This window comes from Paenibacillus sp. J22R160, from assembly GCF_059692135.1.
Genome location: NZ_JCAUAU010000004.1, coordinates 309578 through 323348, shown reverse-complemented (window position 1 = coordinate 323348; position 13771 = coordinate 309578). Strand labels below are relative to the sequence as shown.

The 13771-nt window shown below is 46.2% G+C and carries 11 protein-coding genes; 8 read left to right on the top strand and 3 right to left on the bottom strand.

What is annotated here, in order from left to right; genetic code table 11:
* The first annotated feature begins 129 nt into the window (after positions 1-129).
* The 7 genes from AC58UW_RS12170 to gyrA all read left to right on the top strand — a co-directional run bounded on the left by AC58UW_RS12170 (position 130) and on the right by gyrA (position 11301).
* Positions 130-1965 carry an ABC transporter ATP-binding protein gene (locus AC58UW_RS12170; protein ID WP_497420924.1) on the top strand — a complete coding sequence of 612 codons (1836 nt, stop codon included), beginning with the start codon at positions 130-132 and terminating at the stop codon, positions 1963-1965.
* 35 nt (positions 1966-2000) lie between these two features.
* Complete coding sequence (locus tag AC58UW_RS12165; protein WP_497421192.1) at positions 2001-3809, top strand: ABC transporter ATP-binding protein; 1809 nt, start codon at positions 2001-2003, stop codon at positions 3807-3809.
* A 189-nt stretch (positions 3810-3998) separates the two neighbouring features.
* Positions 3999-4814, top strand: coding sequence for a GDSL-type esterase/lipase family protein (locus tag AC58UW_RS12160; RefSeq protein WP_497420923.1), 816 nt, complete (start codon positions 3999-4001; stop codon positions 4812-4814).
* Positions 4814-5794: an ABC transporter ATP-binding protein gene (locus AC58UW_RS12155; protein WP_497420922.1), complete on the top strand. Its 981-nt coding sequence runs from the start codon at positions 4814-4816 to the stop codon at positions 5792-5794. The genes AC58UW_RS12160 and AC58UW_RS12155 overlap by 1 nt, the downstream gene beginning before the upstream one ends.
* A gap of 15 nt (positions 5795-5809) precedes the next feature.
* Positions 5810-6802, top strand: coding sequence for an ABC transporter permease (locus AC58UW_RS12150; RefSeq protein ID WP_497421191.1), 993 nt, complete (start codon positions 5810-5812; stop codon positions 6800-6802).
* A gap of 65 nt (positions 6803-6867) precedes the next feature.
* Complete coding sequence (gene parE / locus AC58UW_RS12145) at positions 6868-8835, top strand: DNA topoisomerase IV subunit B (protein WP_497420921.1); 1968 nt, start codon at positions 6868-6870, stop codon at positions 8833-8835.
* 24 nt (positions 8836-8859) lie between these two features.
* Positions 8860-11301, top strand: coding sequence for a DNA gyrase subunit A (gene gyrA / locus AC58UW_RS12140; RefSeq protein ID WP_497420920.1), 2442 nt, complete (start codon positions 8860-8862; stop codon positions 11299-11301).
* On the opposite strand, the gene AC58UW_RS12135 is transcribed toward gyrA, so the two are convergent.
* Entirely contained in the window at positions 11292-11459 is a 168-nt protein-coding gene (locus AC58UW_RS12135; protein WP_497420919.1) for a hypothetical protein, read from the bottom strand. The two genes, gyrA and AC58UW_RS12135, sit on opposite strands and share 10 nt — an antisense overlap.
* Before the next feature lie 255 nt (positions 11460-11714).
* On the opposite strand from AC58UW_RS12135, the gene AC58UW_RS12130 reads away from it, so the two are divergent.
* Positions 11715-12119, top strand: a complete 405-nt coding sequence (locus AC58UW_RS12130) for a MarR family winged helix-turn-helix transcriptional regulator (RefSeq protein ID WP_497421190.1) — start codon at positions 11715-11717, stop codon at positions 12117-12119.
* A 26-nt stretch (positions 12120-12145) separates the two neighbouring features.
* On the opposite strand, the gene AC58UW_RS12125 is transcribed toward AC58UW_RS12130, so the two are convergent.
* Positions 12146-12859 carry an RluA family pseudouridine synthase gene (locus AC58UW_RS12125; RefSeq protein WP_497420918.1) on the bottom strand — a complete coding sequence of 238 codons (714 nt, stop codon included), beginning with the start codon at positions 12857-12859 and terminating at the stop codon, positions 12146-12148.
* Position 12860: 1 nt separating this feature from the next.
* Positions 12861-13727 (bottom strand): class I SAM-dependent methyltransferase, encoded by an 867-nt coding sequence (locus AC58UW_RS12120; RefSeq protein ID WP_497420917.1) that lies wholly within the window; start codon positions 13725-13727, stop codon positions 12861-12863.
* Positions 13728-13771 lie beyond the last annotated feature (44 nt).

Sequence of the window (13771 nt, the reverse complement as noted above, 5' to 3'; positions counted from 1 at the left end):
GGGCTTTTAAGCGAATATATCACGCATTCTTCTGATTGCCCGCATATAGGGATGGTGTTAAGATTCATTAAGTATTAAAACGCTTACCTAGCTTTTCCAAATTCACCTTCTTGAGGAGGGGTCACCAGAGTGGATGTATTCAGGCAACTGAAGCCCTATTTTTGGCCAGAGAAAAAACTGTTTTTTGGAGCAATTCTATGTTTAGCCGTGGCAACTGCATTAGGCCTCGTTTATCCGAATTTACTCCGGTATCTGATCGATGACGTGATCGCAAAAAAGCAATTTGAACTCGTTCCGAAATTAGCGATTATTGTTGTAATTGTCGTTTCGTTGAAGGGGATGTTTCAATTCCTGCATGGCTTGTGCGGGGGCCGATTGGGCAACCGAGTCGCGTATCATTTGCGGAATGCGCTCTACAACAAGCTGCAGTATTTATCCTTTCAATATTACGATCAAGCAAGAACAGGAGACTTGATGTCCAGATTGACAGCTGATTTGGAAGCCATCAGGCAATTTATTGGTTTTGGTTTCGCTCAATTGTTAAACGTGCTATTAATGCTGATCTTCGGCATGAGCATGATGTTCTCGATTAATTGGAAGTTAGCCTTATTGACGATGATTTCGATGCCATTTCTGGCATTTACGGCAATTCGTTTTGAAGGCAAAATACATCCCGCCTTCCGGATGGTGCGCCAATCGCTTAGCTCGATGACAACCGCGGTACAAGAAAACATTACAGGGGTTCGGACCGTCAAATCGTTCGCGCGCGAGGCTCATGAGGTTGATAAGTTTTCCGCCCGCAACGAGGACTATAAGGCGATGAATATTGAAAGTTCCGGGATTTGGGCGAGGTATTTTCCAATCATGGAAATTCTGGCGAATCTGAGTGTCGTTATGCTGCTTGGCGTCGGGGGTTACATGGTCATCCAGAATACGATTTCCCTTGGTGAGCTTGTTGCTTGCTTCAGCTTAATCTGGTACATCATCGGACCGATGTGGGGACTTGGATTCCATATTAACAACTTTACGAATACGAAAGCTTCCGGTGAGAAAATACTTGATATTTTGCATCAATACTTACATGTGAAAGATCAAGCGGATGCAATCGTAGTAAAAAGCAGTGAAGTACAAGGAAATGTACGTTTCGACAATGTTACTTTTGCTTATCCGGAAAAGCAGCCGGCTTTATATGACTTCAGTTTGGATGCTCCGGCAGGCTCCGTGATCGGGCTGCTTGGCAGCACGGGTTCAGGTAAAACGACAGTAATTTCGCTGCTGATGAGAGCTTATAACGTGAAAGACGGCCGAGTGATGCTAGATGGCAAGGATGTCCGTACGCTAGATCTGGAAAGCTATCGGAATCAGGTTGCGACCGTTTTCCAAGAAACGTTCTTATTCTCCTCCACTATTCTTAACAATATCGCTTATGGGCGCAAAGATGTCACGATGGAAGAAATTATTCGGGCAGCGAAACTAGCCAAAGCGCATGATTTCATTTCTGAGCTGCCGGAAGGTTATGACACCGTAGTCGGTGAGCGCGGATTAGGCTTATCGGGCGGTCAGAAGCAGCGTATTGCCATTGCTCGAGCACTGATCAAAGATCCCAAAATTCTGGTGCTTGATGATGCAACTAGTGCCGTAGACATGGAAACAGAACACGAGATTCAAGCGGGCTTTAGCGAGGTAATGCAGGGCAGAACGACATTTATTATTGCCCATCGGATTTCTTCCTTGAAGCATGCTGATGAAATTATCGTGCTCGATAAAGGACGAATCGTTCAAAGAGGCAAACATCATGAGCTTCTGCAGCAGGAAGGTCTTTACCGTCAAACTTACGATATTCAATACGCGGATCAACCTAAGATAGCGACTGAAGATGATCAAGTTGCTGCAGCCAAAGATACTGAAGTAGATGCGACAACGCGAAACCATTCCTCTTTGCAAGAAAGAAGGTTAGCACATTGAGTACGAAATCGAATCAAGCCGAGGCGTCTGCCAAGATGGAAGATTCTCAAGTCGGGCAGCGATTTGTTTACCAGGACGATGAGTTGATTGATAAGCCCTTCGACTGGGGGCAATTGAAACGTTTATTTAGTTATATGAAGCCATACAAGAAACAGATGCTGCCGATCATCATCATTATGATGTTGGTTGGAGCCATCACCAAGCTGACGGTGCCCTTACTGATCAGAGAAGCGATTGATAAAGCTATTATACCTAAAAATACGAACTTGCTGCTAATTATTGTCGCTGTCATGCTTGCCGTATATATCATACAATGGCTGGCAAATACGTTCCGAATTAAGTATACAAATATGATTGGACAACGTGTTATTTACGATTTGCGGCACGATTTGTTCAGTCACATTCAAAAGCTGTCATTTCGATTCTTCGATACGCGTCCAGCAGGATCTGTTCTTGTTCGGGTAACGAATTATGTGAACTCGCTGCAAGATTTGTTTACGAACGGGGTCGTCAACCTGTTGATTGACGTTGTACAGTTGGTTGGGATCATTATTATTTTGTTGACCTTTAATTTTAAATTAGGGGCTGCCATTATTGTGACGGTTCCCATCATGTTCATGATCTCTACCAAGCTTCGCAAAAAAATTCGCCATGCTTGGCAGGATGTAACGATGAAGCAATCGCGGCTTAATGCCCATTTGAATGAATGTATTCAAGGGATTAAGGTCACCCAAGCCTATTCGCAGGAAAAAGAAAATATTCAGTTTTTCACCAAAATGAATATGATCAACCGTTTGTCCTGGAATCGCGCTTCCATGCTCAATCAGTCGTTCGGTCCTCTCATTGAGATTACTGGAGCTATCGGATACTGCATTCTATTCTGGCTGGGTGCTTATTTAATCCAAACGGAGGAGATTTCAGTAGGTTTACTGGTTGCCTTCGCAACTTACATAGGCTATTTCTGGGAGCCAATTACGCGCCTAGGTCAAATGTATTCCCAATTGCTCATTGCTATGGCTTCTGCTGAGCGGATCTTTGAGTTTATTGATGAAAAGCCTTCTGTCGCTGAGCTCGAAGATGCGAAAGACCTGCCTAACATCCAAGGGAATGTGAAGTTTGAAAATCTCGTATTCGAGTACGAGGCTGGACGTCCGGCATTAAAAGGTTTTAATCTGGATGTGCATGCTGGGCAATCTATTGCGTTAGTCGGGCACACCGGATCGGGTAAAAGCACCATTATGAATCTGCTTTGCCGATTCTATGATCCTACAGAAGGCCGTATTATGATTGACGGCACCAATATTCGCGATGTTACGATTCAAAGCTTACGTTCCCAAATAGGCGTCGTACTGCAGGATACGTTTATTTTCTCAGGGACGATTCGCGATAACATCCGTTTTGGTCGGCTGGCTGCAACCAATGAAGAGATTGAACAGGTTGCTAAAGCCGTCCATGCACATGATTTTATCGTCAGCTTGCCGAATGGTTATGACACAGAAGTGCAGGAACGCGGAAATGTGTTATCGATGGGGCAACGTCAATTGATCTCCTTTGCGAGGGCTCTGCTTGCTAATCCGCGAGTGCTTATCCTGGATGAAGCAACAGCCAGCATTGATACGGATACGGAGTTGAAAATTCAAGAAGCTCTCAAGACGCTTCTCGCCGGCCGAACTTCCTTCATTGTGGCGCACAGACTTTCTACCATTCGGAACGCGGACAAAATCGTCGTGCTGGATCATGGCCGCATGATGGAAATTGGCAATCATGATGAATTGATGAAGGAGCAAAAAATTTACTACGGCTTGATTCAAGCACAGTATAAGTTTTTGCAGGATGCGGTTTAAAATAGCAGTAAAAAGACCTAGCGGTGATTCTCATTCCCGCTAGGTTTTTTGTCTTAACCTGTGCTATACTACAAATTACGAACGTATGATCGATTTTTGCGCGACACCATTTTGCAGCGTTTGCAAATTTATTCTAGAAGCTATACTCTTAGTATGAATTATGCCATTTATTCGCAGGAGGGGACATTCTTGAGATCATCTCGCTTCATATGGGGAACAATTGGCTTAACCGCAACCATTACGACGATTGTTTTCGCTGTAGGTTTTGCTTACGCGGCGAATCAGATATGGTTTCCGAAAGCTTCTGGAACGCTTGAATTAGCGACAGAAGCTCCGAAGAAGGAATCGATGATTGAAAGCAAAGCAAAGCTGCAAATTGTTGCGCTTGGCGATTCATTAACAGCAGGAACGGGCGACAATACAGGTAAAGGTTACGTGGGCCGCTTCCGTGAAAAGCTGGAAAAAGAGACAGGCAAACCGGTATTTGTTCTTAATAACTTAGCTATTCCAGGCTACAGGAGCGAACAGCTTTTAGCTGATCTAGGGTTAAAGAAGACACAGGATGCGCTTGCGCAGGCCGATATTATTTTACTTACCATCGGCGGTAATGATATTTTTGCAGGTGGAGATGGGCTATTTCAAGGGGAGAATCAGACAGAGTTTAACCCTGAGGCAGCGGTAAGCCGTGTGGCACCGGCACTCGATAAAGTACAGAAAATTCTCGAAGCCATCAATAAGGCCAACCCTAAGGCAACCGTGATGTACGTAGGATTATATCATCCGTTTCTAGATTTGGATCCCAAACAGGAAGGATCGCTCATTGTACAGCGCTGGAATAATGGCGTTTTCGAAATGATCAATCATTATCCGCAAATGGTGATTGTCCCGACTTATGATTTGTTTGAACAAAATTTGATTAAATATTTGTCTTCAGCTGATCATTTTCATCCTAACGGGGATGGTTATGAGCGGATTGCAGATCGAATTTTACAAATTCTGAAGTAATGGGGGCAGGTAAAGTGACAGAAGCAGTAATCGTTCCTGAGACCGTATTGTCCGTGAAAAATTTGAAAAAGCAAATAAAAAATAAAGAGATTATCAAAGGGATTTCATTCGATGTTTACGCTGGAGAAATCTTCGGTTTCCTGGGTCCTAACGGATCAGGCAAAACAACAACAATTCGGATGCTTGTTGATTTAATTCGCCCCACGGAAGGGACGATTCACATTTGTGGATTCGACGTCCGCAAAGAACATAATCAAGCCATGCGTCACGTTGGCTGTATTGTTGAGAACCCAGAGCTGTATTCGTACTTGACTGGATGGGAAAATCTCGAGCATTTTGCAAGAATGCTGCCGGATGTTGATGAGCAGAGAATTCACGAGGTTGTCGACATTGTTTCCATGGATGGACGTATTCATGATAAAGTACGCACATATTCCCTTGGCATGAGGCAGCGCTTAGGTATTGCGCAAGCGCTTCTTGGACGGCCCAGTTTATTAATATTGGACGAGCCTACCAATGGACTTGATCCGCAAGGAATCAAGGAAATGAGGGAGTTCATTCAGCGCTTGGCGGCTGATGGATTGAGCTTGTTCGTTTCGAGCCACCTGTTGAGCGAGATTCAGCAAATGTGCGACCGTGTAGCGATTATTAGCCATGGACAAGTCATTCAAGTAGGAGCGGTAGATGAGTTGATTGCACAAGGCGGCAAAGTGGTTTGGTCCGTGTCTCCGGCTGATAAGGCTGAGGGGCTTCTCGATGCGTCGCCGCTTGTGAATGCGATTGAAGAAATTAGCCAAGATGATCCCATGCATACACAATCTTCGGTGAAACAAATAGTTACCCAAATGGATAAGGAGCATGTCCCGCAAATAAGTAGGCAATTGATGGAAGCAGGAATTAGCCTCTATGCTGTAGAAATCAAGAACCCAACGCTGGAAGATTTGTTCTTGAGCCTAACCGAGGGTGAAACCATACAATAGGGGACGGTGAAAGAAATGCGTATTTTGTATGAACTCGTCAAAAATGAATGCATCAAAATGATCAAGAAAAAACGATTTTATGTGATCATCCTAATTCTGCTTGCCCTTATTCCTATGTTTACTTATGCACAAATGCGTGTGGCTCAAAATACTCAAAAGCAATTTGGAACGACAGACTGGAAGGCAGATCAACGCCAAAAAATTATTGATTGGGAAAAGCGTTTAAGCTCTGCACGTACACCGGATGAATGGAAGCAGCAGCTTAAAGTGCAAATACAGATCGCAAATTATTATTTGGATAAGGATGTTGATCCAAACTCCCCTAATGCCGTTACGTTTACGCGCGAGTTTGTCAAAAATGCCGTTTCTTTATTCATTCCTTTGATCATCATGGTCATTTCGGCAGATATCGTATCATCCGAGCATTCTACGGGGACTATTAAATTATTGTTGACAAGACCGGTCCGGCGATGGAAAATCCTATTGAGCAAATTAATAACTGTTATTTTCTTTACTTCGCTTACGGTTCTGTCCACTGGCGTGGTGTGCTACTTGATTTCTGGCCTAGTTTTCGGCTATAACGGATGGATGATGCCAATTTTTACCGGCATTCAGATCAATGGCACAGATGTCGATTTCAGTCTGGTAAGAGCGGTAGATCAGTGGTTCTTCCTCTTGATGGAGTTTGGATTGGTATGGTTTTCGGCAGTCGTCGTCGCACTCATGTCGTTAATGATCTCGGTTCTTATTCGATCAACAGCTGCTGGTATGGGGGTCATGCTCGCAGTCTTAATTTCGGGGACGATTCTTTCGAACATGGTGTCATCTTGGGAAACGGCGAAATATTTGTTTATGGTCAACTTGGACTTAACCAAGTATCTTACGGGAGGTCTGCCACCGATAAAAGGTATGGATTTAGCCTTCTCGCTAAGTGTTCTAAGCGTCTGGGCCGCGATTTCGCTGATTGTTTCCTTTACTGTTTTCTCCCGTAAGGATATATTGAATTAACAAGATACATAGGAGCCCGCGAAACTCCTATCAAAGAACCCTATATTAGAAAAAGGAGGGCTTCAATGACCGAGCAACTAGAATTTGCTAATGGAAAAGCCCCAACATCGGATTATGATGTCGATGATATTCAAGTACTGGAAGGGCTTGTCGCTGTTCGTAAAAGACCAGGGATGTATATCGGCAGCACGAGTTCTTCCGGTTTGCACCATTTGATTTGGGAAATTGTCGATAATGCGGTAGATGAACATCTTGCCAAACACTGTTCCAAAATCAGTGTGACCATACATAAAGATCAGTCTATTACGGTGCAAGATAACGGTCGGGGAATTCCGACGGGTACGCATAAGACAGGTGTTCCTACACCTCAGGTTGTCTTTACAATTCTTCATGCCGGAGGTAAATTCGGAGGTTCTGGGTACAAGAAATCCGGAGGACTGCACGGCGTTGGTGCCTCGGTTACAAATGCCCTCTCCGAGTGGCTGGAAGTTGAAATTTACCGTGACAGCAAAATACACAAAATGCGCTTTGAATATTGGGTCGATGATGCCGGTGTCGAGCATGTCGGTGAACCTGTTACCAAGCTTGAAGTCATAGGCAATACGAACCGGTCAGGAACTAAAGTTACGTTCAAACCGGACAAACGCGTATTCCAAGGCGGGACTACCATTTCGTACGACACTTTATCCGAGCGACTGCAGGAGATTGCCTTCCTGAATTCGGGCTTGCTCGTGAATTTAAAAGATGAGCGCACGGATAAGCAAGATTCGTTCCAGTATGAAGGCGGCGCGAGCCAATTCGTTGAATTCTTGAATGAAGAGAAGACAGTGCTTCATCCCGTTATTCATTTTGCTTCTGAGAAGGACGAAATTGAAGTGGAGGTAGCTCTTCAGTACAATGATGGCTACACAGAAACGATTGCCTCATTCGTGAACGCAATCCCAACCCGCGGCGGCGGCACGCACGAAACGGGTTTTAAGACGGCATATACGAGGGTCATGAATGAATATGCACGTAAAGCGGGCATTCTCAAAGAGAAAGATAAAAACCTTGACGGCACCGACCTAAGAGAAGGTATGATGGTCGTGATCAATATTAAGATGGGCGATGTCGAATTCGTCGGTCAAACCAAGGACCAGCTTGGAAGCGCTATTGCAAGAAGTGCCGTTGATGCGGTTGTTTCGGACAAAATGACGGTGTTTCTGGAAGAAAATCCGCAAATTGCGCAGATGATGCTGAAGAAGGCTGTTCAAGCCTCTAAAGCACGCGAAGCTGCTCGTAAAGCGAGGGAAGAAATTCGCAGCGGGAAAAAAGGGAAGAGCGAGAGCTCCAATCTAGGCGGTAAGCTAACCCCTGCGCAGTCCAAAGATTTGCAGCGCAATGAATTGTTCGTCGTCGAGGGAGATTCTGCCGGAGGGTCCGCGAAGCAGGGACGCGACTCCAAGCATCAAGCTATTTTGCCGCTAAAAGGGAAGCCGATGAATCCCGAAAAGGCAAAGCTTCTCGACATTATGAAAAACGATGAGTATAAAGCGATCATTGCGGCTATTGGGGCAGGAGTCGGGTCTGAGTTCGAAGTTGAAGAGATGAACTACGGTAAGATTATCATTATGACGGATGCTGATACCGACGGTGCGCATATTCAAGTTCTGCTTCTGACGTTCTTCTACCGCTACATGAAGCCTATGATTGATGCTGGAAAAGTGTACATTGCACAGCCGCCGCTTTTTAAAGTGACTAGAAAAGGCAAAAATGGCGGATATAAATATGCATGGACAGATGAGCAACTGCAGCTTGTTGTGAAAGAGCTTGGCAAGAATACCGAGTTACAACGGTACAAAGGACTTGGCGAGATGAATCCGGAGCAGTTATGGGAAACAACCATGAATCCGGAGAGCCGTCAGTTGCTGCAGGTTCAAATTGAAGACGCTGCTAAGGCAGAACGCCGAGTAACAACCTTAATGGGCGATAAAGTTGATCCGCGTAAACGTTGGATTATAGAGAACGTCGATTTTACCGAATATGTAGAGTAGACCAAAAAGAGTGGTGACTGAAAGTTGGGTATTTTAGAAGAATTTTTACCAGCCTATCTAGAGGAGATCGTTGGCGATCGATTCGGGCGTTATTCCAAATACATCATCCAGGATCGCGCGATCCCGGATGTTAGGGATGGATTAAAGCCTGTACAACGGCGTGTATTGTACGCCATGTACGATTCAGGGAACACCCCTGATAAACCATACCGCAAGTCCGCAAAAACGGTCGGCGATGTCATGGGGAACTACCATCCGCACGGAGACGCCTCCATTTATGACGGGATGGTTCGTATGGCTCAGCCATGGAAGATGGCTCATACACTTGTGGATGGGCATGGTAACTGGGGATCTCTTGACGATGATCCGCCAGCAGCAATGCGGTATACAGAAGCTAGGCTCTCTGAAATTGCCATGGAGCTGCTTCGTGATATTGAGAAACGTACAGTTATGTTTAAGGATAATTTCGATAACTCCACGAAAGAGCCAGTTGTGCTCCCAGCGCGTTATCCTAATTTGCTTGTAAACGGTGTAAGTGGCATTTCAGCTGGTTTTGCGACTGAGATTCCGCCGCATAACTTGCGTGAAATTATTGATGCCTGCACGGCGATGATCGACAAGCCTGAGATTACCGTCGACGAGTTAATGACAATCGTCAAAGGCCCGGACTTCCCTACCTCCGGCATTATTATGGGGGAAGATGGTATTCGTGAGGCTTATCGCACAGGCAAAGGCCGTATCTATATACGGTCCAAAACAGCGATCGAAGACATGCGCGGCGGAAGACAGCAAATTGTGATCACTGAAATTCCGTATCAGGTCGTGAAATCTCGCCTTGTAACGGCAATGGAGAATATCCGCCTTGAGAAGAAAGTCGAAGGTATCGCAGAAGTTAGGGACGAAAGCGGACGTAATGGACTGCGGATCGTCATTGAACTGAAAAAGGAAGCGGATGCGCAAGGGATTTTGGCTTATTTGCTGAAGAAGACGGATTTGCAAGTAACGTACAATTTCAACATGGTTGCCATTGTAAACAAAGCGCCGCGCCAATTGGGTATTCGTGAAATTCTGGAAGCTTACATTGGGCATCAAAAGGAAGTTGTCACTTTCCGTTCCCAATATGAGCTTGAGAAAGCGGAAGACCGCGCTCATGTGCTGGAAGGGCTTGTCAAGGCTCTTAATATATTGGACGAAGTGATCGCAACGATCAAAGCGTCCAAAAATCGTCAGGATGCACAAAACAACCTGGTCGAGAAATTTGGCTTTTCTGAGCGTCAAGCGGACGCCATTCTAGTCTTGCAATTATACCGGTTAACGAATTTAGAAATCACAACCCTTGAAAAAGAGTTGAAAGATGTTGAGAAAACAATTGCTTATTTGCGGGGCATTTTGGGCAGCTTGAAAAAGCTGTTAGGTGTAATTAAAGATGAAATGGGCGAAATCCGGAAGAAATACGGTATCGAACGCCGTTCAGCTATTCAAGGCGAGGTTGAAGAGCTGAAAGTTAATCTAGAAGTGCTCGTCAATCCGGAAGACGTCTTCGTAACGCTTTCTAACGAAGGTTACTTGAAACGTACTAGCAAGCTTTCGTTTACGCGTTCTGGCGGAGAACTGGAAAATACAGGGCTTAAAGAAGGCGACTACTTGCGCTTCTTGCTCGATGTTAATACGATTGAGAGCTTGCTGATCTTCACGAAAAAAGGCCAGTATTACTTACTGCCTGTCCATCAAGTGCCAGAGTACAAGTGGAAAGATAATGGCACCGCTATTGTCAATGTCATTCCGATCGCCAAGGAAGACCGCATCGTCAATGTGATTCCGATCAAAGGCTTTGACGATCCAACAAAATCACTTGTGTTCGTCACCCGCAAAGGCCAAGTGAAGCGTACGGAACTTAAAGAGTACATGACGAATCGCTCCAACGGACTTGTCGCCTGTAAAATTGCTGAACAAGATGAAGTGCTCTATGTGCATCTCAGCGACAACACGAAGGAAATTCTGCTTGTCACGAAACTGGGTATGAGCATTCGGTTCCGCGAGGAGGAAGTAAACCCGATGGGCCGTGCGGCTGCGGGTGTGCGCGGCATCCAGCTCAAAGAAGACGATGATGTCGTCTCGGCGGAGTGGATCTACGGGGATGAGGGGGAAGTGCTCGTCATTTCGGACCTCGGGTATGCTAAGCGGTCCCTAGTCGTTGATTATCCGATTCAAGGGCGTGGAGGAAAAGGTATTCTGACCTTTGAGTTCAAGGAAGGCAAGCGTGTGAGACCGAATGGAACAGGTTTAATCCGAACATTCATTGTGAAAATGGATTATCAGATTACAGCCGTGATGAGTAATGGAGAGAAGCTTCGCTTCTCAACGGAGACAGCGCCACTGGAAGATCGTAAAGCGCAAGGCAAACAGCTTATACCTGTTACCAAAACAGAGTCTATTATAGATGTGCTGCGTTTCCCTCAGTCATAACTGACCGTAGGTGGATCCAGTTTCTCCACCAGCATAAAAGCTAACTCTAATAAGACCCACAGGGGCATCGGTTCGTCTAATCGATCTAGCCACTGTGGGTCTTTCAGCATGCCGGCTTCGAGTGCCTTTTTGCCAAGCTCTATTTTCCAATCATCCACTTTGAACCACTCCTTAGCGTGATCTGCGATACTAACTGCTTAACAGTATATGTCAGAAGTGGGCTAAGTGTTAAAAAGAAGTCGAGATTTTCTTCAAGTTCGGACAAAGTTGTAGATGACTCGACAACAAGCCACAGCAAGTCCCGGAAATGTGCAGCTTTTGTAGGAAAGTATTAATGGCATTAACCTTTTAACCGGCGAAAATGCGTGCTATACTTGCGTTATAGTAGATGTTGGAAGCGAGTTGATGTGAGGTTGTATTCCGATGAGTTTGGAAAGCTGTGGCTGAAATTGTCTAAGGAATTGAAGAGCCAGATGGAAGTAGGATTAGCACCTACGATTACAGAAGGGCAACTTAACGTATTAGAATTACTTATGACGAATGAGCGAATGAAGCCTTCAGATCTAATCGAGTATTTATCTACAACACCTGCAGCGGTTACAACGCTATTAGATCGTATGGAGAAAAGTGAATTAATCGTGCGGGTGCGGGATGAGAAAGACCGCCGTATCGTTTGGGTACATGTCACAGATAAAGGAAAGGCGGAATGCGAGCGAGGTACGTCAGTCCGGGAACAACTGCTGGACACCTACCTGAGCCGCGTTTCCGCCCATAATCAGAAATTGCTTATTTATTTGTTGGGGAAGGTCGCCAATTAATGGCAGAGGCTCCCCCCAGAGTGAATTTACAATTCTGGGATTGTAAATTCATTCCATGGCCGCTGCACTGGCGGCAGCGAACGAAAATGCATCGTCTCTTTGAGTGTTGGATGCTCAAAGGACAGTGCCGCCGCCCAGAGCGCTAGCTGCTGGCCGGGCTTGTTGACCGCGCTGCCATAGCGCTGATCGCCGTACAGGGTGCAGCCGATGGCAGCCAGCTGCACCCGGATTTGATGCGGCCGCCCGGTGTGCAGCTTGATCTGGATCAAGCTGAGACCGTCCTGGCTGCCGAGCAGCTTATAGTCCAGCACAGCCTCCTTGGCTTCGTGCTGGCCTGGTTTGACAACGCTGACGGTATTCGTCCGCGTGTCCTTCCAGAGCCAGTGACGCAGCGTAGCGGTCGGCTGTGGCGGTTTGCCATGCACAATAGCGACATACGTTTTGTCGAGATGCCTAGTCCTTACCGCGTCCGACAGCCGTGACGCGGCTTTTGACGTTTTGGCGAAGACCATCACGCCGCCTACAGGGCGGTCAAGCCGGTGGACAAGCCCGAGGTACACATTGCCAGGCTTGTTGTGCCGGTGCTTGAGATCTGCCTTCAGGACGTTTAGCAGATCAGGATCACGCGAGTCGTCCTCTTGTGTTGGCATGTTCACGGGCTTCTCTACCACGAGAATGTGGTTGTCTTCGAAAAGTATCGGAATTTGCGATGCTCCCGAAACATCTTTGGCCCCAGTCATCCTACGACTCCCAGCGTCCCAGAATACCGCAAGGGAGCATTAAGCCGGAGTGAGTGATCGGCAGACCGATTTCTCCACTGGAGATGGTACCGCCATGCTTGGCTTTCATCGCCATTGTTAGGATGTTTTGCAGAACAGTAGCCGAAATACCTGTTGTATAAGAGTTAATTAACAGGAATAGAGGATTATCCGTCAAAATGCTCTGGCAGGTTTGAATGAAAGGGAAGAGGTCATCTTCTAGTTTCCAAGTCTCGCCATTAGGTCCGCGTCCGTATGAGGGAGGGTCCATGATGATCGCATCATATTTGCTTCCGCGGCGCTGTTCTCTTTGCACAAATTTGAAGACATCATCCGTAATGAAACGTACAGGGCGGCTGCCCATATTGCTGAGATGCAGATTCTCTTTCGCCCATTGCACAACACCTTTGGAGGCATCGACGTGGCAAACCTCTGCTCCTGCATAAGCGCAGGCCAGAGAAGCTCCGCCTGTATAAGCAAACAGGTTCAATACCTTGATTGGTCTTCCAGCATTTTGGATCTTATCAATCATCCATTTCCAGTTGACGGCTTGCTCAGGGAATAGACCCGTATGCTTGAAGCTAGTTGGCTTAATATAAAATGACAGCTTCTGGTCATAGGTGATGGTCCAGCGTTCCGGCAGTTCAGCATTCTGCTGCCACTGTCCGCCGCCGCTGGAGCTGCGGTGATAATGAGCATCGGCTTGACGCCATGCGGGTGTTTCTTTTTCCAAAGGCCAAATGATTTGCGGGTCCGGTCTTCGAAGTACGATCGTGCCCCAGCGCTCAAGCTTTTCGCCGCCGCCGGTATCGAGAAGCTCATAATCTACCCAGTCTTTTGCATAAAACATGTTGCATTCCATCCTTCAACTTGTATACTTTAACGAACATCCAT

What these genes read in the sequence shown, in the direction of transcription:
- AC58UW_RS12165 (WP_497421192.1), top strand. Translation starts at nt 2,001, where the DNA reads ATGGAAGATTCTCAAGTCGGGCAGCGATTTGTTTACCAGGACGATGAG.
- AC58UW_RS12155 (WP_497420922.1), top strand. Translation starts at nt 4,814, where the DNA reads ATGGGGGCAGGTAAAGTGACAGAAGCAGTAATCGTTCCTGAGACCGTA.
- AC58UW_RS12150 (WP_497421191.1), top strand. Translation starts at nt 5,810, where the DNA reads ATGCGTATTTTGTATGAACTCGTCAAAAATGAATGCATCAAAATGATC.
- parE (WP_497420921.1), top strand. Translation starts at nt 6,868, where the DNA reads ATGACCGAGCAACTAGAATTTGCTAATGGAAAAGCCCCAACATCGGAT.
- AC58UW_RS12125 (WP_497420918.1), bottom strand. Translation starts at nt 12,859, where the DNA reads ATGACTGGGGCCAAAGATGTTTCGGGAGCATCGCAAATTCCGATACTT.
- AC58UW_RS12120 (WP_497420917.1), bottom strand. Translation starts at nt 13,727, where the DNA reads ATGTTTTATGCAAAAGACTGGGTAGATTATGAGCTTCTCGATACCGGC.